We start from the raw sequence: 19,575 nt of genomic DNA, 5'->3' as shown, positions 1-19,575 counted from the left end.
AGATTCCTCAGTGGTCGCACCAGCACCAAACTACCGATAAAGGGTATTTATCTGAAATATATAGGATAATTCTTTAGTGGTGTAAAACAAAGCAGGAGACAAATCAAAAAAACTCTATATTTCACTTTGCCCGCGCCGCCAAAGTCACTGATAATGCGCCGCGTTCATGTCCTCAAAATGGCGTAACGTCCTATGCTACATTTGTTTGCTGGCCTGGATTTACATACCGGGCTTTTACTATTGCTTGCTCTGGCTTTCGTGCTGTTCTACGAAGCAATTAATGGCTTCCATGATACAGCCAATGCTGTCGCAACTGTGATCTATACCCGTGCAATGCGTTCGCAATTGGCGGTGGTCATGGCTGCGGTGTTCAACTTCTTTGGTGTTTTGCTGGGTGGTCTCAGCGTGGCGTATGCCATCGTGCATATGTTACCAACGGATCTGCTGCTTAATATGGGATCGTCACATGGCCTCGCCATGGTGTTCTCCATGTTGCTGGCGGCAATTATCTGGAACCTGGGTACCTGGTACTTTGGTCTGCCTGCATCCAGCTCCCACACGCTGATTGGCGCCATTATCGGTATTGGTTTAACCAATGCGCTGATGAACGGCACCTCGGTGGTGGATGCACTTAACATCCCGAAAGTTATCGGTATTTTTGCCTCGCTTATCATCTCACCTATTGTCGGTCTGGTGGTTGCAGGTGGTCTTATTTTCATTCTGCGTCGCTACTGGAGCGGTACGAAAAAACGTGCCCGTATCCACCTGACGCCGGCAGAACGTGAAAAGAAAGACGGAAAGAAAAAGCCGCCGTTCTGGACGCGTATTGCACTGATCCTCTCCGCTATCGGCGTGGCGTTCTCCCACGGCGCGAACGATGGTCAGAAAGGCATTGGTCTGGTGATGCTAGTGCTGATTGGCGTAGCGCCAGCAGGTTTCGTGGTGAATATGAATGCTTCCGGTTACGAAATTACCCGTACCCGCGATGCAATCAATAACGTCGAAGTCTTCTTCCAGCAGCGCCCTGACCTGCTTAAACAGGCCACAGGCGTAGACCAGCTGATTCCGTCCCCGACGGACGCGGCACCAGCGACGCCGACCGAGTTCCATTGCCACCCGGCGAATACCATCAACGCGCTGGAACGTGCGAAAGGTATGCTGGCGAATCTGGAAACCTACGACAAGTTAAGCGTCGAACAGCGTGGTCAGTTGCGCCGTATTATGCTGTGCATCTCTGATACCACCGATAAAGTGGTTAAGCTGCCTGGCGTAAGCGCTGACGATCAGCGTCTGCTGAAGAAACTGAAATCTGACATGCTGAGCACCATTGAGTACGCGCCTATCTGGATCATTATGGCCGTCGCACTGGCACTGGGTATTGGTACGATGATTGGCTGGCGTCGCGTGGCAACCACTATCGGTGAGAAAATCGGTAAGAAAGGCATGACCTATGCCCAGGGGATGTCGGCGCAGATGACCGCCGCAGTCTCTATCGGTCTTGCCAGCTACACCGGTATGCCCGTTTCCACCACACACGTTCTCTCCTCTTCCGTTGCGGGAACGATGGTTGTTGATGGCGGCGGTTTGCAGCGTAAAACGGTGACCAGCATTCTGATGGCCTGGGTCTTCACCCTGCCAGCAGCAATTCTTCTTTCCGGCGGGCTGTACTGGCTCTCCCTGAAGCTTATCTAAGAGAATGCGCGGTAAAAAAGCGGGTCAGGAAACTGGCCCGCTTTTTTTGTATCTGTCGTTGGAATCAGTGCCAGATAATCAGCGCAACCATGCTGATTAGCACCAGGCCGCATAGCGCGCTGGTGAGAATGAACTGACCGCGAACCCGCTCACAGCGGCGAATAAATTCATCATCATGATGATCGCGGTAACGCTGAGCGTAGATATACCACACCAGACGCATCTGCTTGTTCGGTTGCCCATGCGAGGTAAAAAAGCCCCCTCCATCTACATACTGGTAAAGCAATGGATCGCAACCACGAAGTACTACTAGCAGTGCGCGTAGCGAAGAAAAATAGCGCGCCATATTAACAATGCAAACGACACATAAAGCCCAGAACAATGCAATGGTGCTTATCATACCCCCTCCCCGGCGACCCGCCCACGGAACTCCTTTCCGGGACTACCGCTCCCCGATACCCTGCCAAACCATTCAGTGAAGAGTACTGAAGAAACCGTTCGTATTAGTATCACGCATTCGAACGCCCCTCTAGATAGTGTAGGAGATTAGTTAATTTTTTTGCCAGAAGGTTAATCGCTATCAATGCAATTAACTAAAAAATTTGTTTAACTGCTTGGCAAGCAAGGCGGATTGACGGATTATTCTGGTCGCTATAATGTAAGGATAGTCCTTATATGGTACGTTTTTACGACTGGGCTAGCCCCGCGCACAAGGTTCGCAGGACGCGGATGACGCGGCGGCAGAGAAACGCCAGCAGGCTAGTCATCGACAACTTATGGAAGGAGTAACACTATGGCTTATAAACACATTCTTATCGCGGTTGATCTTTCTCCGGAAAGCAAAGTTCTGGTTGAAAAAGCGGTCTCTATGGCGCGGCCTTACAATGCTAAAGTTTCCCTTATCCACGTTGACGTAAACTATTCCGACCTGTACACCGGCCTTATCGACGTGAATCTGGGCGACATGCAGAAACGCATTTCTGAAGAAACCCACCACGCGTTAACCGAGCTGTCCACCAACGCAGGCTACCCAATCACCGAAACCCTGAGCGGTAGCGGCGACCTGGGTCAGGTTCTGGTTGATGCCATCAAAAAATACGACATGGATCTGGTCGTTTGTGGTCACCACCAGGATTTCTGGAGCAAACTGATGTCCTCCGCGCGCCAACTGATCAACACCGTCCACGTCGACATGTTGATTGTTCCGCTGCGTGACGACGAAGAAGCATAAAATGCTTGCCGCCGGGAAATAGCCCGGCCTGCTGCAAGTAGTTAAGCCTGTAAACGCCCGCCTGTGCGGGCGTTTTTGTTTTTATCATTCGGACACAATTAGTACATCAATCCAACAAACAAATCATAATTAGTGTGATCAACTAATTGGATCGAAAACCATCTCTATAATACTCTACTCTCGCGGCCAATAGCCGCAGTCTATAACAAAATAAGACTTTTTCGGCGCGTTTAAGCATACGCGTTCATACTTTTCGGGATGGCTTTGAAAGGCGATGGAATATGAATAAAACTGCACCTACGGGCTTGCTGCAGCAACCTCGTCCGTTCTTCATGATCTTCTTTGTAGAATTATGGGAACGATTTGGCTATTACGGCGTTCAGGGCATCCTGGCGGTATTCTTTGTTAAGCAGCTAGGATTTTCACAGGAACAGGCATTTGTCACCTTTGGTGCCTTTGCTGCGCTGGTCTACGGCCTGATCTCGATCGGCGGCTACGTCGGCGACCACCTGTTAGGCACCAAGCGCACGCTGGTTCTCGGTGCCATTGTGCTGGCAATCGGCTACTTCATGACCGGGATGTCGCTGCTCAAGCCCGATCTGATCTTTATTGCTTTGGGTACCATTGCCGTCGGTAACGGGCTGTTTAAAGCCAACCCGGCAAGCCTGTTGTCAAAATGCTATCCACCAAAAGACGCCCGTCTGGACGGTGCTTTCACCCTGTTTTATATGTCGATTAACATCGGTTCGTTGCTGTCACTGTCGCTGGCGCCGGTGATTGCCGATAAGTTTGGCTACGCGGTGACCTACAACCTGTGCGGGGCCGGGCTTATCGTCGCGCTGCTGGTCTACTTTGCCTGCCGTGGGATGGTAAAAAATATCGGTTCTGAGCCAGACCATAAGCCGCTGAATTTCCGTAACCTACTTTACGTGCTGGCCGGTACGGTAGTGATGGTATTTATCTGCGCCTGGCTGATGCACAACGTGCAGATTGCCAACCTGGTGCTGATCGTCCTGTCGATTGCCGTGACTATCATCTTCTTCCGTCAGGCATTCAAACTGGATAAAACCGGGCGCAACAAGATGTTCGTGGCCTTCATCCTGATGCTGGAAGCGGTTGTGTTCTACGTGCTGTACGCGCAGATGCCGACATCGCTGAACTTCTTTGCTATCAATAACGTGCACCATGAAATTCTCGGTTTCGCCATTAACCCAGTGAGCTTCCAGGCGCTGAACCCGTTCTGGGTGGTGCTGGCAAGTCCGGTACTGGCCGCGATCTATACCCGTCTGGGAAACAAAGGCAAAGACCTGACTATGCCGATGAAATTTACGCTCGGTATGTTCCTGTGCTCGTTGGGCTTCCTGACGGCAGCCGCTGCCGGGATGTGGTTTGCGGATGCGCAGGGGCTGACGTCGCCGTGGTTTATCGTGCTGGTATATCTGTTCCAGAGCCTGGGTGAACTGCTGATTAGTGCCCTGGGACTGGCGATGGTCGCCGCTCTCGTGCCGCAGCACCTGATGGGCTTTATTCTCGGGATGTGGTTCCTGACGCAAGCCGCTGCCTTCCTGATGGGCGGGTATGTCGCCACGTTCACTGCCGTACCGGAGAACATCACCGACCCGCTGCAAACGCTGCCGATCTACACCAACGTCTTCAGTAAGATAGGCCTGGTCACCCTGGCTGTCACGGTGGTGATGGCGATTATGGTGCCCTGGCTGAACCGAATGATTAATACGCCAGATAGCAGTAAATAAGCTTTTTTATCATTAACCGCGAGTCACATCGCGGTTTTTTTTGCCTTTTAAGTCCTGCATTGTAAGAGCGTAGTTTATACAAACAGGTCATCATGCATGGACATGACCATGAACGATATTGCGTTGATTAAGACTTCAGTTTTATCACGCCAGTGGAAAACGCTTCTAACCGAGGATGAGCACCGGGCATTTTCAATCGCTACCCTTTGCGCGCGTTAATCCACTCCTGAACTTCGACCACAAAAGTGTCCGGCGCTTTGCGGTACATTTTGCGCGCCAAATCCAGAATCGTATGCTGACCGAGCGCTTCTTCCATTCGCTGCTGAGCCATATCCATTACCGAGCGCACACCACAAATGCCTTCACAGGCCCACTCCGGCGGATGCTCCTCAAATACCGCCAGCCGTTGGCGAATCTCACGACACTCAAAGATGCGCTTATCGCCATCAATGGCATTCACCACGTCCAGCACCGTAATGTGTTCAGCAGGTTTAGCCAACTGGAAACCGCCGCCCTTTCCCTCAATGCTGCGCACCAGGCCCGCTTTCGACAAACGGGTGAAAATTTTCGCCAGGTAGTCATACGGCACGCTTTGCAGCTCGGCAATTTCCCGCACGCTCATATCCCGCGCGTCGCCCTTGCTGTCGACCATACACATCAGGCTATGAATGCCGTACTCAACCCCGGAACTGTAAAATGCCATTCTCTTATCTCAGCCAAAATGAATCTGAGTTAATTGTAGCTTTTTCGTCTCATTCATTCCAGACAGCAGCACAACCCATATTTATATAAAAACTTTAATCTTATATTTATCAAATAGATAATCAAAAACCCTACGACATCAGGACAAAAAGGATCCTGATCGCATTGCAATTCTTAACTCCGACAAATAAAATCCGAGTAAATTATTCGTAGTCACCAGAGAGAACCCCCCAATGCGTAAACGAATTCTGATCGTGGGCGCCGGCTTTGCCGGTATGTGGGCAGCATTAAGCGCCGCACGACTGGCGGATAAACATCAGCAGGCCATTGATATTACAGTAATTGCACCACAGCCAGAGCTGCGTGTCCGCCCACGCTTTTATGAACGCGCCGTACAAACCCTGGTCGCCCCGCTGCAACCCTTGTTTGACGTTACCGGCGTCAACTTCCTGCAAGGTCACGTCGAGCAGATCATCCCGGACTCTAAAGAGGTGAGCTGGAAAGATGCCAACGGAGAAATTCATCTGCGCCGCTACGACCGCCTGGTACTCGCCAGCGGGAGTCACGTTAACCGCGACGCCGTTGTCGGTGCAGCCGAGCATGCGTTTGACCTCGACCAGCTCGAGAGCGCCGCCGCACTGGAGCAGCACATTACAGACCTGGCATTACAGCCGGAAAGTGAGGCTCGCAATACGGTGGTGGTCTGTGGCGGCGGCTTTACCGGGATTGAGATGGCGCTGGAATTGCCTGGTCGTCTGCGTGAGATTCTGGGTGCCGATGCTAAGACCAGAGTGGTCGTAGTTGAGCGCGGTGCTCAGCCTGCCGGGCGCTGGAGCCAGGAATTACGCGACGTAATAATCGAAGCCTCCACTGAACTGGGTATCGAATGGTTGGTAAATGCAGAAGTAGAAAGCGTGGATGCTGGCGGCGTAACGCTGAAAGATGGGCAGGTTATTGCCTCTCAAACAGTTATCTGGACCGTCGGTGTGCAGGCCAATAGCCTGACAGCACAGATTAACGCCCCGCGCGATCGACAGAGCCGCCTGCATGTGAATGCCAATCTGCAGGTCGTGGGTCATGATGATATCTACGCCACTGGCGATGTGGCCTACGCCGCCACCGATGACAAAGGCAACCATGCGTTAATGACCTGCCAGCACGCTATTTTGTTGGGTAAATTTGCCGGTAATAACGCCGCTGCAAGCCTGCTAGGAGTAGAACCTTCACCGTACCGTCAGGAGATGTACGTCACCTGTCTGGATCTCGGCGCGTGGGGCGCGGTGTATACCGAAGGATGGGATCAGCAGGTCAAACTCACTCGCGCAGAAGCGAAGAAACTGAAAGTATCGATTGTCAGTGAACTGATTTATCCGCCGAAAGCGGAAAGAGCCGTCGCATTTGAGATGGCTGACCCATACGCACCGTTTGTTTAAGCAGTAATGCCGGATAGCGGCTAACGCCTTATCCGGCCTACAAACTACGCGGTCCCCGCGTAAATATCAAACCGATGCCCTTTCGTGACTACCGCGTTCGGCGTGGCGACATCCGCCAGCGGCGGCGCGTAATCCGGGCGCTTCACTACTACACGTTTAGTGGCTAGCTGACGCGCAGGCTCCAGCAGCCCATCCGCATCCAGGTCCGGCCCCACCAACGACTGAAACACGCGCATCTCTTTTTTCACCAGCGCGCTTTTCTGCTTATGCGGGAACATCGGGTCGAGGTACACCACCTGCGGACGCGGGGTGATATCGGTTAACGCCGTCAGGCTTGAAGCGTGGATCAGTTGTAAACGTTCCTGCAGCCACGGACCGATTTCCGGGTCAGCATACCCTCGCGCCAGGCCATCATCCAACAGCGCCGCCACGACCGGGTTACGTTCCAGCATTCGCACGCGGCAGCCTACTGAGGCCAGCACAAACGCATCGCGCCCCAGCCCTGCAGTCGCATCAACCACATCCGGCAGGTAATCGCCTTTAATGCCAACCGCCTTAGCCACTGCTTCGCCGCGACCACCGCCAAATTTGCGCCGATGGGCCATCGCACCGCCAACGAAATCCACGAAGATACCGCCGAGTTTGGGCTCATCACGTTTACGCAGTTCCAGATGTTCCGGTGTCATCACCAGCGCCATCAGGTTATCTTCATCGTGCGTAAGATTCCAGCGGGCGGCAAGAACAGATAAGGCGCCGTCTCCGGCGCCTGTTTCATCTACTAAGCAGATTTTCACGTGAATAATCAGCCTTTAATCCCGTAATGCTCCAGCATTGCATCCAGTTGCGGCTCACGGCCACGGAAGCGCTTGAACAGTTCCATCGGCTCTTCAGAACCACCACGGGTGAGAATGTTATCGAGGAACGATTGTCCGGTTTGACGGTTGAAAATCCCTTCATCTTCAAAGCGAGAGAATGCATCCGCCGCCAGCACGTCGGCCCACAGGTAGCTGTAGTAACCCGCCGCATAGCCACCAGCAAAAATGTGGCTGAAGGCATGCGGGAAGCGGCCCCACGTTGGTCCCGGCACCACGGCGACCTGCTTTTTAATTTCCGCCAGCGTTTCGAGGATTTTCGCCCCTTGCTGTGGGTTAAACTCCGCATGCAGACGGAAATCAAACAGGCCAAACTCCAGTTGACGCAGAATAAACAGCGCCGCCTGGTAATTTTTCGCCGCCAGCATTTTATCCAGCAGCTCCTTGGGCAGCGGCTCACCGGTCTCAAAGTGACCAGAGATAAATGCCAGCGCTTCGGGCTCCCAGCACCAGTTTTCCATAAACTGGCTCGGCAGTTCGACCGCATCCCACGGCACGCCGTTGATACCTGAAACACCGGCAGTTTCGATACGGGTCAGCATATGGTGCAGACCGTGGCCGAACTCGTGGAACAGGGTGATCACTTCATCGTGGGTAAACAGCGCGGGTTTGCCGTTCACCGGGCGGTTAAAGTTACAGGTCAGGTAGGCAACAGGCTTTTGCAGCGTACCGTCGGCTTTACGCATTTGGCCGACGCAGTCGTCCATCCACGCCCCGCCACGTTTATGTTCACGGGCATACAGGTCAAGATAGAAACTGCCGCGCAGTTCGTTGTTTTCGTCATACAGTTCGAAGAAACGTACTTCCGGGTGCCAGACGTCAACATCAGTGCGCTCTTTAGCGGTAATGCCGTAAATACGTTTAACCACTTCAAACAGGCCGTTAACGGCTTTGTTTTCCGGGAAGTATGGACGCAGCTGCTCGTCGCTGATGCTATAGAGGTGCTGTTTTTGTTTCTCGCTGTAGTAAGCGATATCCCACGGCTGCAGCTCATCGACACCAAATTCCGCTTTCGCGAAGGCGCGCAGTTGAGCCAGCTCTTTCTCGCCCTGAGGACGGGCACGTTTCGCCAGGTCCGTCAGGAAGTCGAGTACCTGCTGCGGGTTTTCCGCCATTTTGGTGGACAGAGATTTAAAAGCGTAGCTTTCAAAGCCCAGCAGCTGTGCCAGCTCGTGGCGCAGCGCGAGGATCTCTTCCATTATCGGGCTGTTGTCCCATTTACCAGCGTTTGGCCCCTGGTCAGACGCCCGAGTGGAGTAAGCGCGATAAATCTCCTCACGCAGCCCCTGGTTATCACAGTAGGTCATCACCGGCAGGTAGCTTGGGATATCCAGCGTTAACAGGTAGCCTTCCTGCTGTTTAGCATCAGCCTGGGCTTTTGCAGCCGCCAGCGCGCTTTCCGGCATGCCGGAGAGTTCAGCTTCATCAGTCACCAGCTTAGTCCAGCCCATCGTGGCATCGAGGACGTTATTGCTGTAGAGATTGCCCAGCTCAGACAGGCGGGTGGCAATCTCACCATAGCGCAGCTGTTTTTCCTTCGGCAGACCAATACCAGAAAGCTCAAAATCGCGCAGCGCGTTATCGACCGCTTTTTTCTGTGCGGTGTTCAGGGTGGCGTAATGATCGCCGTCACGCAGGTCGCGGTACGCTTTGTACAGACCTTCATGTTGCCCAACCCAGGTGCTGTATTCAGACAGCAGCGGCAGCGTTTGTTCGTAGGCTTCGCGCAATTCCGGGCTGTTTTTCACCGAGTTCAGGTGGCTAACCGGAGAGAAAATACGCCCCAGCACATCGTCAACTTCCGCCAACGGCTGGCAAAGATTTTCCCAGGTGTACGGCGCGCCCTGCGCAACCACTCGCTCAACGTTTTCGCGGCAATCGTTCAGCGCCTTAGTCACGGCAGGCACGACGTGCTCAGGCTGAATTTTAGAAAACGGCGGCAGTTCGAAGGGGGTCAGCAATGGATTGGTCATTAGCGCGGTCCTGTTGAAAAGAGTGAATGAAGCGCGTATCCGGCGCTGTGCATATTAATTTGTACAATGGGGTTAAGTGTAGAGGATTTCAATGCCAGGCGTTGCGCTTTCGCGGCAGTGACGACTTTTCTGTATACTGTGGCGATACGCTTTATTTTCGCCCGATATTGCGCTGTTTTCGGGCCTACGTTTATAACCTGGAACACGTTTACCCATGCTGAGTTATCGCCACAGTTATCACGCTGGCAACCACGCCGACGTCCTTAAACACACCGTCCAGAGCCTGATCATCGAATCGCTTAAAGAGAAAGAAAAACCGTTTCTCTATCTGGATACCCATGCTGGCGCAGGCCGTTATCAGCTGAGCAGTGAGCATGCCGAACGTACCGGTGAATATCTGGAAGGGATCGCCCGTATCTGGCAGCAGGACGATTTGCCTGCCGAACTGGAACCCTACATTGGCGTGGTGAAGCACTTCAACCGTAGCGGCCAGTTGCGCTATTACCCCGGCTCTCCGTTAATTGCTCGCCAGCTGCTGCGAGAACAGGACAGCCTGCAATTAACGGAACTGCACCCGAGCGACTTTCCTTTGCTGCGCGGCGAATTCCAGAAAGATGAGCGCGCACGCGTGGCCAAAGCCGATGGTTATCAGCAGCTAAAAGCAAAATTACCGCCGGTTTCCCGTCGCGGGCTGATCCTTATCGATCCCCCCTACGAAATCAAAAGCGACTACCAGGCGGTGGTGACCGGTATTAACGAAGGCTATAAGCGTTTCGCAACCGGCACCTATGCGCTGTGGTATCCGGTAGTTCTGCGCCAGCAAATCAAACGCATGATCCACGACCTGGAAGACACCGGTATCCGCAAAATTCTGCAAATTGAGCTGGCGGTGCGTCCGGACAGCGATCAGCGCGGCATGACGGCGTCCGGTATGATTGTAATAAACCCGCCGTGGAAGCTGGAGCAGCAGATGAACAGTGTCCTGCCGTGGTTGCACAGCAAACTGGTTCCGGCAGGAACCGGTCATACGTCGGTAAGCTGGATCGTGCCGGAGTAATCGCAGTCATCGGTGGAACCTTTTAATTTCAGGTATACAATCGCGAATATTTTGGCGGATGGCGTAACGCTTCTCCGCCCTACAATGAACATGAAGGAGCGGTCATGACCAAGCACTATGATTACATCGCTATTGGCGGCGGCAGCGGCGGTATTGCCTCCATTAACCGTGCAGCAATGTACGGCCAGAAATGCGCGCTGATTGAAGCCAAAGAGCTAGGCGGCACCTGCGTTAACGTTGGCTGCGTACCGAAAAAAGTGATGTGGCATGCCGCACAGGTCCGCGAAGCAATCCACATGTACGGGCCGGATTACGGTTTCGACACCACCATCAATAAGTTCGATTGGGATAAACTGATCGCCACGCGTACCGCTTATATTGATCGCATTCATACCTCGTACGACAACGTGCTGGGCAAAAATAATGTCGATGTGATTAAAGGCTTTGCCCGCTTTGTGGATGCCAAAACCATTGAAGTGAACGGTGAAACCATTACTGCCGATCATATTTTGATTGCTACCGGTGGTCGCCCGAGCCATCCGAGCATTCCGGGTGTGGAATACGGTATCGACTCCGACGGTTTCTTTGAGCTGCCCGCGCTGCCAAAACGCGTGGCCGTTGTTGGCGCAGGCTACATCGCCGTTGAACTGGCGGGCGTAATTAACGGTCTGGGCGCACAAACGCATCTGTTCGTTCGTAAACACGCGCCGCTGCGCAGCTTCGACCCGATGATCGTCGACACGCTCGTTGAGGTGATGAACGCCGAAGGCCCGACTCTGCATACTCACGCGATTCCAAAAGCGGTCGTTAAAAACGCTGATGGTAGCCTGACCCTGCAACTGGAAGATGGTCGTAGCGAAACGGTAGATTGCCTGATTTGGGCGATCGGTCGTGAACCTGCCACCGACAACTTCAACTTGGCGGTTACTGGCGTGAAAACCAACGAAAAAGGCTACATCGTCGTTGATAAATTCCAGAACACCAGCGTGCCGGGTATTTATGCCGTCGGCGATAACACCGGGGCCGTTGAGCTGACGCCGGTTGCCGTTGCCGCGGGCCGTCGTCTGTCCGAGCGTCTGTTTAACAATAAGCCGGACGAACATCTGGACTACAGCAACATCCCGACCGTGGTCTTCAGCCATCCGCCTATTGGTACCGTGGGCCTGACCGAGCAGCAGGCTCGCGAACAGCACGGCGATGATCAGGTGAAAGTGTATAAATCATCGTTTACCGCGATGTATACCGCTGTCACCACCCACCGTCAGCCGTGCCGCATGAAGCTGGTTTGCGTCGGCCCGGAAGAGAAGATTGTCGGTATTCACGGCATTGGTTTTGGGATGGATGAAATGCTGCAAGGCTTCGCGGTCGCTCTGAAAATGGGCGCAACCAAGAAAGACTTTGATAACACCGTTGCCATTCACCCAACGGCATCTGAAGAGTTCGTGACCATGCGTTAATCGCGCTTCAGGAATGTTAAAGGGCAAAGAGGGGTTAGCTCTTTGCCCTTAGTTACGTTTCCGCTATCAGTTCAGCAGTTGCAGCAGATAGCGGATCAGCTCCAGCAACGCGATTAACGCTCCCAGAACGATGATTGCTTTATCAATCACCCGTTTTCTCCATCAGATGGAGTGAGAATGCATCCGCTTACTCATCCATTGCCTGTCACGGCGCATGTCCCAGTGTTAGATGATGGAACTCTCACTCCGGCCAGAGCATCGGCCAACGGCACCACCCGTACAGCCGATCAGGACTTAGAAAGCGTTTAGCGCGCGTCCGGAATGAAAATGCTTCAGAGCTAACTGGATAAGTATACAGTTATTTTAATCAAAACAACCAGCGTATTCTTGCAATACTACCGGTAAGGTAATACGATTGAAGCGTTAGATGATGGAACTCTCACTTCGGCCAGAACCACCAACTCGGGCTGAAGCGTAAAAAAACCGACGCGAAGTCGGTTTTTTTACGTCCGAATCTGGACCAGAGAGTAATTATTTACCCTGCATATACGGTGTATATACCCCATTAAGGCTTTCGAGGAATGCCACGATATCGTCGATATCTTCCTGCGGCAGTTCTTTACCCACTTGATAACGCAGCATCAGTTTTACCGCACCGTCGAGCGTAGGCACATCACCGCGATGGAAATAAGGTGCAGTCAGCGCAACGTTACGCAATCCAGGGACTTTCTGACGCAGCTTGTCACGTAATTCATTGGTGACGTTCATGCGGCCAATATCTGCAGCAGTGACCTCGCCGAAATTAAAGTCCTTTTTCAGACCCAATGGCTCAAATGAACGTCCGCCTAAAATAATACCGCCATGACAGGTCGCGCACTTATTATCTTTAAACAACTGATAGCCATGTTTTTGCTGAGCGGTTAAGGCCGCTTCATCACCACGCAGCCATTTATCAAACGGCGAATTTGGCGTAATCAGCGTTTTCTCAAACTCAGCAATCGCATCGGTAATATTATCCCCACTGAATCCCTGCGGATAAACGGCAATGAACTCTTGCTTAAGTTGCGGATCCTTGTCCAGTTTCTGGATAATTTCATCCCAGGATTTAGACGCCATTTCGATAGGGTTCAACGGTGGACCACCGGCCTGCGCCTGCAATGTTGGCGCACGGCCATCCCAGAATTGCTCAACGTTAAAGACCGAGTTAAATACCGTTGGCGCATTGATAGGGCCAACCGCGCCGCCTACACCGATTGACGTTTTCCGGCCATCCACGCCGCCCGCATTCAGGGCGTGACAGTGCGCGCAAGAAATCGTGCTATCGCCGGAAATACGCGGGTCATGGTAAAGCGTAAAACCAAGCGCTACTTTGCGGGCATCGGTCGGGATGCTTTCCGGTATCGGCTGTACAGGTTCATTACGATGCTGCGTGGCAGTATCGTTACTGGCGTAGTACTGCTCACGCTGTTTCGCAATCCAGCCCAGGATCTCTGCTCGCTCCGTATCGCTTACCTTGCCAGCCCAGTGCAATGCGGTATAACGCGTCGGCGGCATGGTGTCGTACTGCATCACCCACTCAATTTTATTCAGATCGCTTTGCGAAACGGGTTTATCCGCGACCAGCGCCGCACGAACGGCCTCCAGATTGAATGATTTGTATCCCAGTTGAATATCGTAATTCATCAACTGCTTAGCGACGGGAAAAGAAGAATAGAAAGGTAATTCAGCCGAAGGAGTGTGACAATAATCGCATCCTTTTTCACGTAAGAACCCTAGTACTTTATTATTTTCTTCCAGCGTAGAGGCCTGAACATCAGCCTGTTTACTCCGTTGATTATCGTGATACCACACATAACCGGATAATCCAAAATAACAAATCGCGACGCCAGCTATGGCAATCACGGTAAGACGGGTAATGATTTTCATTATTTTACCCTCACCGTTGTGAGTTATTGTGACCCAGAAAATTAGAATAATTAATAGACAGTCTTTGTCAGACCTGACCATCATAGGAAATGAGGGGATTACTATTTTGATAAGTATCAAGCAATTACATGGAGGAGAACTATCGATAGAATAGCCTGTGCCTATTATAGAGTTAAACGTTACCAGGTTGTGTTCACACCTCGTTGCAATCGAATGTTCTGAAAATGGAATATCCTCAGGTTGTGCAGAATTCGGAATTCTGCATTATTTTCATTGGGATAGATTTATTTTTTGGATATTGCGCAGCACTAAAATGTGATCGACCGCACGCTTTACTCACCAGATACCGAAGCGAATGTCTACGCTTAATTGACGAGCGGGCAATAGCCTTAATCTTTCAACGTCCATCGGAGGTCTTTCGCATTATGCTCAACCAGAAACTACCCCACGCCCCTTCTGAAGAAATGACGATCGACATCGATCTGCTTTATGAAATGGATCCGTGCGAGTTAAAGCTGGATGAAATGATTGAGGCGGAGCCTGAACCGGAGATGATTGAAGGGTTACCCGCCTCAGATGCGTTAACTCCCGCCGATCGTTACCTCGAGTTGTTCGAACACGTTCAGTCGTCGAAACTGTTTGCCGATAGCAAAACCTTCCCCGACTGTGCGCCGAAAATGGATCCGCTGGATATTTTGATCCGCTATCGCAAGGTTAAACGCCACCGCGACTTTGATCTGCGACGCTTCGTCGAGAACCACTTCTGGCTCCCGGAAACGCCCTCCAGTGAATATGTTTCTGACCCGGCAAATTCGCTGAAAGAGCATATCGATCAACTGTGGCCGGTGCTGACGCGCGAACCACAGGACCACATTCCCTGGTCCTCGCTACTGGCGTTACCGCAGTCATATATTGTGCCCGGCGGGCGTTTTAGTGAAACCTACTACTGGGATTCCTACTTCACCATGCTGGGTCTGGCGGAGAGCGGTCGCGAAGATCTGCTGAAATGTATGGCGGATAACTTTGCCTGGATGATTGAAAACTATGGTCATATCCCGAACGGTAACCGTACTTACTACCTGAGTCGCTCGCAGCCGCCGGTCTTTGCGCTGATGGTCGAACTGTTTGAAGAGGATGGCGTACGCGGCGCGCGTCGTTACCTTGATCATCTAAAAATGGAGTACGCGTTCTGGATGGATGGCGCAGATTCCCTGGTACTCAACCAAGCCTACCGTCACGTGATCAGAATGTCGGACGGCTCCCTGCTCAACCGCTATTGGGACGATCGTGATACGCCGCGCGATGAGTCGTGGCTTGAAGACGTCGAGACCGCCAAGCATTCGGGTCGCCCACCCAATGAAGTGTATCGGGATTTGCGCGCGGGCGCGGCCTCCGGCTGGGATTACTCCTCGCGCTGGCTACGCGATGCAGGCCGTCTTGCCAGCATACGCACCACTCAGTTCATCCCTATTGACCTGAACGCGTTCCTCTACAAGCTGGAGAGCACTATCGCCAATATTTCCGCACTGAAAGGCGACAAAGACACTGAAGCGCAGTTTCGCCAGAAAGCCAATGACCGCCGCGATGCGGTGAATCGCTATCTCTGGGACGATGAAAACGGCTGCTATCGCGATTACGACTGGCGGCGCGAACAAATGGCCCTGTTCTCTGCCGCCAGTATTGTGCCGCTGTATGTCGGCATGGCAACGCATGAACAAGCCGACCGACTTGCCAATGCGGTCCGCAGTCGCCTGCTAACCCCCGGAGGGATTTTAGCCACAGAGCATGAAACGGGTGAGCAATGGGATAAACCCAACGGCTGGGCGCCGCTGCAGTGGATGGCGATCCAGGGTTTCAAACTTTACGGCGACGACCATCTTGGGGATGAAATCGCCCGTAACTGGTTGAAAACAGTGAATCTCTTTTATCAGGAACACCACAAGCTTATCGAAAAATACCACATCGCCGACGCCGCGCCGCGCGAAGGCGGCGGCGGAGAATATCCGTTACAGGACGGCTTTGGCTGGACCAATGGCGTGGTGCGCCGACTCATCGGTCTGTATGGCGAACCCTAGCAGCTGACAGTCTGAATTATCAGACCGTCAGTTAATCGCATCGTACAGTTCGGCGTGAATTTTCTGCCATTTCTTGTTCTCTGGGCTTGGCTGCGCGCGAACGCGTAGCTCGGCCTGTTCAAGGTCATACTGCTGACGCGCGACAACCGCCGGCACCGAGCAAAAACTTTGCAGATAGCTTTTATGCAGCGATGTGAGTGACGCCCCATTCGCCATCGCATGGCTGACCGTGGTCATAAACTGCCGACATGGCTTACTCTCACTCATCTGCGAAGGGTAACGCAGCAGCAGCCTCAACACCTCGGTATTGCCTGCCGAGAATGCCTGCTCCGTCCACGCCAGCTTCCAGTCCATCCCGCCCTGCAGGAAAAGTGACGTCACACGGGTGTCGTTGCGCTCGATAGCCGCGCGCATGTTAAAGGCATCCCAGGTGATGCCCATTCGGGTCACCGACTCCCGCGCACCAGGGGCATCACGCCGTGGCTCCTCCTGCACGATTTCAACAGATTGTCCGGAAGACGCTTGTGGCGCTGGCGAAGTGAATAACCAGAACGCGCCCAGCGAAATCACCAGCACCATCACGCCGACCGCTACCCACAACATGCCGGAAATCAGCTGTTCACGTTCTTCCGCCGTGCGCCTGGCGCGCTTCTCCGGCGGATCGATACTGTCTGCGATTTCCTGTTTATCGCCCCCTGCCTGCTCGTCTTTTTGCTTTGCGTTTTCCCAAAACTGGCGAACCGTCGCCTCATCGGACGCCAGATACGACGCAGGATTAATGCGCGTACGCCGTTCTTCAAATGCCCGCTGCACAGGGTGAGTAATCTGTCGGTACTGGCAATCCAGCAACAGCAGTTGTACTGAGGTTAGCGGCTGCTGCGCGATAACGCAGTTACGGGCCAGGCGGCAGTCATCCAGGAACATCCTCAGCGTGATACGTGGCTCAACAAACGACATGAGTACCGAGGTATCGTTAAAAATCTCGCTAAAATGCCGAACGAATAACTTCTTATCGACAACCATCAGCGCCAGTTCGCTAAACATCATGCCGTCCAGCGCATCCCGACTTTCCCCCAGCTTTAACCAGCGACGCAGACGTTCACCGCCAAAGTGCTGTTTCAGGAAGCTGTTGAGCGGATGTTGATCCGGCCATACCCGCGCAATCAGCGATTTGAGGGTTAATTCTATTGCGCGAAGCTGACGCTGCGCCCGCATCTGCGCATCCGGCTCTGCACGTTCAATCTCGGTTGGATACTTCAGGAGGGGCTGTTGCTGGCGCAACTGTTCCAGAGAAGCGACAAAGCGCAGCGCAGAAATCAGCTGGTTTTCACTGACGTCCTGGCCATTTTCATATTGCGGCACGCTCTGCTGAAGATGGCGTAGCCGCAACGTGAACTGACTCAATTGCGCGTCATTCATCTGCAACCGCCTGGCGACAACACCCCAACCTCCCAGATTCAATCGCGCCTGGTCAAGCTGCTCGAGAAACCAGCGTGGATCTTTACCCTCTGCGACGCGCACGCCAAGCATCAGCAAAATTTCTACCGAGGCCTGCCGGATTATCCCCAAACAATGTTCGAATGGTGTACATGTCGCCTGTAACGCGCTATTGGTCATTATCTTCCCTAAAAGGACCCAAAAAGTGCGGCCTCACAATGGTGTGTAGTTATCTTTTTTAAATGCAGCGCTGTGCCGCCACAGACTAAAACACATTCATATAGCAAATAAATATGTTTTACAGTGACTTCCACACAATCATTGAAAATTATTCTGGAGATAAGCCTGTGCCTGTACTGAAAACCTCGCGTTTGATCTGCCGCCCGCTCACACATGACGACTGGGCGTTTTTCTTAACGTTACAGAAGAACGCAGATGTGATGCGCTTTATCGCTGACTCGCGTATCGAAGAGGAGATACGGACAGTCTTTGACTCCCGCTTGCCTGAATGGTCTCCCGGCAGTCCACACTGGCTGTGCCTGGTCCTGTGCGATAAGGCATCGGGCGTACCGCTTGGGGTAACCGGATATATTCAGGATAAAAATGAATGTGCCGAGGTCGGCTTTCTGCTCACTCCCGAGGCGCAGGGCAAAGGTTATGGCGCTGAATCCCTGCATGCCGTTTGCGATTATGCGTTTACCGCCGGAGGACTACGCCGACTGACGGCCTGCGTCACCGCAGGAAACGATGCCTCACGGCGTCTACTGGAAAAGGTCGGGTTCATTCTCGAAGGCACGCTGCGCGAAAACTACTGGCTACATCAAACCTGGCATGATGACTGGATTTTCGGCCTGTTAAAACATGAATATCAGCCGCCCGCGCCATCAGGCGTTTTGCTGTAAAAAATGGCTGGATGGCGGCTGGCGTAACGGGGTGTGTTTCCTAAAATAGGTCTCTTTGTACAGAGATTATTATGCCGCTGCATTCGACGCATTTCACGCCCGCCTGTATCGCATTTATTAAGCAATGGCAGGGCCTGTCGCTGGAAAAGTATCAGGACAAAAAGGGGATCTGGGTCATTGGCTACGGGCACGAAATCACCGCAGATGAATCCTTTGATGCCCCAATTATGCTAATGCAAGCCGAAACATTGCTGCTCGCGGATATAAATATCTGCGAGGCATTCATCCATAAGGAAATGCCGCAAATACAAGATCGGTTTCAACAGGAAGCGTTAATTGCATGGATGCTCAGCGTGGGGATTAGCCGGTTTTGCACTGCTGAATTCTGGCCGGGGGCTATTTCACAGCCAGAAACAGTCTGACTGTGAAATATTTTCCCATTATAGGGTGTCGTTTAGCATCATTGCCGCCTGCGTACGGTTTTTTACCTCCAGGCGCTGATACAGCGATTCAAGATGGGCTTTTACCGTTCCAGTGCTGATATTTAATAATCGACCAATTTGTTTATTAGATTCTCCGGCGGCCAGCATCGTCAGAATCTCCCGCTGACGCGCGCTGAGCAATCTGATATTTTGCCCGCCACATTCGGTCGCTGTGATGCAATCTCTGGGGATAAACATCATACCTATCGCGACGCTATTGAGTGCCAGCGTGAAGGTTTCCGCATCAGAATCGCGCGGAACAATGGCCAGCACGTTTAATTGCGTGACTTCCTGTAGCCATTTTTTACGGCAGTCCGTTGCGGTTACCAGCACTTTTACCTTCGCAAAGCGCTCTGCTATCTGTTGCAGCAAGCTACGGCAGAATTCAGCGTCAAAATCTCCATCCAGCATTACCAGTGCATCAGGATTGTCTTCCAGCGTCCGCCAAAGATCATCTGCCTGACTGACACCCTGAACATTCACTCCTGGAATACGCTCTTGCAAAATTACATTCATTCCATGAATAAATATTGACTGCCTGTCAAACATTATTAACTGCATTATTTATCTCCGTCTGAATAA

At 52.5% G+C, this 19,575-nt stretch carries 17 protein-coding genes; 9 read left to right on the top strand and 8 right to left on the bottom strand.

Going from position 1 to position 19,575, the window contains the following annotated elements; translation table 11 throughout:
• The first annotated feature begins 192 nt into the window (after positions 1 to 192).
• A complete protein-coding gene (gene pitA, locus HV311_RS01220) occupies positions 193 to 1,692 on the top strand; it encodes an inorganic phosphate transporter PitA (RefSeq protein ID WP_016154875.1) in 1,500 nt (499 codons plus the stop codon).
• Between the two features lie 64 nt (positions 1,693 to 1,756).
• Here the strand turns inward: pitA and uspB are convergent, their stop codons facing one another.
• Positions 1,757 to 2,092, bottom strand: a complete 336-nt coding sequence (gene uspB, locus HV311_RS01215) for a universal stress protein UspB (protein WP_003023371.1) — start codon at positions 2,090 to 2,092, stop codon at positions 1,757 to 1,759.
• Between the two features lie 393 nt (positions 2,093 to 2,485).
• Here uspB and uspA point away from each other — a divergent pair, with 393 nt between their 5' ends.
• Positions 2,486 to 2,923 carry a universal stress protein UspA gene (gene uspA / locus HV311_RS01210; RefSeq protein ID WP_003023368.1) on the top strand — a complete coding sequence of 146 codons (438 nt, stop codon included), beginning with the start codon at positions 2,486 to 2,488 and terminating at the stop codon, positions 2,921 to 2,923.
• Between the two features lie 281 nt (positions 2,924 to 3,204).
• Positions 3,205 to 4,677: a dipeptide/tripeptide permease DtpB gene (gene dtpB, locus HV311_RS01205; protein ID WP_019078104.1), complete on the top strand. Its 1,473-nt coding sequence runs from the start codon at positions 3,205 to 3,207 to the stop codon at positions 4,675 to 4,677.
• 199 nt (positions 4,678 to 4,876) lie between these two features.
• On the opposite strand, the gene HV311_RS01200 is transcribed toward dtpB, so the two are convergent.
• Positions 4,877 to 5,380, bottom strand: coding sequence for an RrF2 family transcriptional regulator (locus HV311_RS01200; protein ID WP_016154877.1), 504 nt, complete (start codon positions 5,378 to 5,380; stop codon positions 4,877 to 4,879).
• A 232-nt stretch (positions 5,381 to 5,612) separates the two neighbouring features.
• Between HV311_RS01200 and HV311_RS01195 the strand changes: the two genes are divergently transcribed.
• The gene (locus HV311_RS01195) at positions 5,613 to 6,812 is read left to right on the top strand and encodes an NAD(P)/FAD-dependent oxidoreductase (protein ID WP_191220626.1); all 1,200 of its coding nucleotides are present in this window, start codon (positions 5,613 to 5,615) and stop codon (positions 6,810 to 6,812) included.
• A gap of 44 nt (positions 6,813 to 6,856) precedes the next feature.
• On the opposite strand, the gene rsmJ is transcribed toward HV311_RS01195, so the two are convergent.
• Together rsmJ and prlC are read right to left on the bottom strand one after the other, a co-directional pair.
• Complete coding sequence (rsmJ, locus tag HV311_RS01190) at positions 6,857 to 7,606, bottom strand: 16S rRNA (guanine(1516)-N(2))-methyltransferase RsmJ (protein WP_047358192.1); 750 nt, start codon at positions 7,604 to 7,606, stop codon at positions 6,857 to 6,859.
• 8 nt (positions 7,607 to 7,614) lie between these two features.
• Positions 7,615 to 9,657: an oligopeptidase A gene (prlC, locus tag HV311_RS01185; protein ID WP_191220625.1), complete on the bottom strand. Its 2,043-nt coding sequence runs from the start codon at positions 9,655 to 9,657 to the stop codon at positions 7,615 to 7,617.
• A 214-nt stretch (positions 9,658 to 9,871) separates the two neighbouring features.
• Between prlC and HV311_RS01180 the strand changes: the two genes are divergently transcribed.
• Positions 9,872 to 10,714: a 23S rRNA (adenine(2030)-N(6))-methyltransferase RlmJ gene (locus HV311_RS01180; protein ID WP_016154881.1), complete on the top strand. Its 843-nt coding sequence runs from the start codon at positions 9,872 to 9,874 to the stop codon at positions 10,712 to 10,714.
• Between the two features lie 104 nt (positions 10,715 to 10,818).
• Positions 10,819 to 12,171 carry a glutathione-disulfide reductase gene (gene gorA, locus HV311_RS01175; protein ID WP_046274489.1) on the top strand — a complete coding sequence of 451 codons (1,353 nt, stop codon included), beginning with the start codon at positions 10,819 to 10,821 and terminating at the stop codon, positions 12,169 to 12,171.
• 66 nt (positions 12,172 to 12,237) lie between these two features.
• On the opposite strand, the gene dinQ is transcribed toward gorA, so the two are convergent.
• Positions 12,238 to 12,321: a damage-inducible type I toxin DinQ gene (gene dinQ / locus HV311_RS01170; protein ID WP_003837776.1), complete on the bottom strand. Its 84-nt coding sequence runs from the start codon at positions 12,319 to 12,321 to the stop codon at positions 12,238 to 12,240.
• 381 nt (positions 12,322 to 12,702) lie between these two features.
• A complete protein-coding gene (locus HV311_RS01165) occupies positions 12,703 to 14,097 on the bottom strand; it encodes a cytochrome-c peroxidase (RefSeq protein WP_016154884.1) in 1,395 nt (464 codons plus the stop codon).
• Positions 14,098 to 14,522: 425 nt separating this feature from the next.
• Between HV311_RS01165 and HV311_RS01160 the strand changes: the two genes are divergently transcribed.
• A complete protein-coding gene (locus HV311_RS01160; RefSeq protein WP_029139724.1) occupies positions 14,523 to 16,172 on the top strand; it encodes an alpha,alpha-trehalase in 1,650 nt (549 codons plus the stop codon).
• Between the two features lie 27 nt (positions 16,173 to 16,199).
• Here the strand turns inward: HV311_RS01160 and HV311_RS01155 are convergent, their stop codons facing one another.
• Positions 16,200 to 17,789: an STY4199 family HEPN domain-containing protein gene (locus HV311_RS01155; RefSeq protein ID WP_141875778.1), complete on the bottom strand. Its 1,590-nt coding sequence runs from the start codon at positions 17,787 to 17,789 to the stop codon at positions 16,200 to 16,202.
• A 167-nt stretch (positions 17,790 to 17,956) separates the two neighbouring features.
• Between HV311_RS01155 and HV311_RS01150 the strand changes: the two genes are divergently transcribed.
• Positions 17,957 to 18,511: a GNAT family N-acetyltransferase gene (locus tag HV311_RS01150; protein WP_191220624.1), complete on the top strand. Its 555-nt coding sequence runs from the start codon at positions 17,957 to 17,959 to the stop codon at positions 18,509 to 18,511.
• A gap of 71 nt (positions 18,512 to 18,582) precedes the next feature.
• The gene (locus HV311_RS01145) at positions 18,583 to 18,933 is read left to right on the top strand and encodes a glycoside hydrolase family protein (RefSeq protein ID WP_016154888.1); all 351 of its coding nucleotides are present in this window, start codon (positions 18,583 to 18,585) and stop codon (positions 18,931 to 18,933) included.
• Positions 18,934 to 18,951: 18 nt separating this feature from the next.
• Here HV311_RS01145 and HV311_RS01140 read toward each other — a convergent pair whose 3' ends face one another.
• Positions 18,952 to 19,554, bottom strand: a complete 603-nt coding sequence (locus tag HV311_RS01140) for a helix-turn-helix transcriptional regulator (RefSeq protein WP_016154889.1) — start codon at positions 19,552 to 19,554, stop codon at positions 18,952 to 18,954.
• Positions 19,555 to 19,575: the final 21 nt, after the last annotated feature.

The organism is Citrobacter sp. RHBSTW-00881, from assembly GCF_013728515.1.
In the GTDB taxonomy this organism is placed as follows: domain Bacteria; phylum Pseudomonadota; class Gammaproteobacteria; order Enterobacterales; family Enterobacteriaceae; genus Citrobacter; species Citrobacter braakii.
This window is presented reverse-complemented; position numbering and strand designations above follow the sequence as displayed.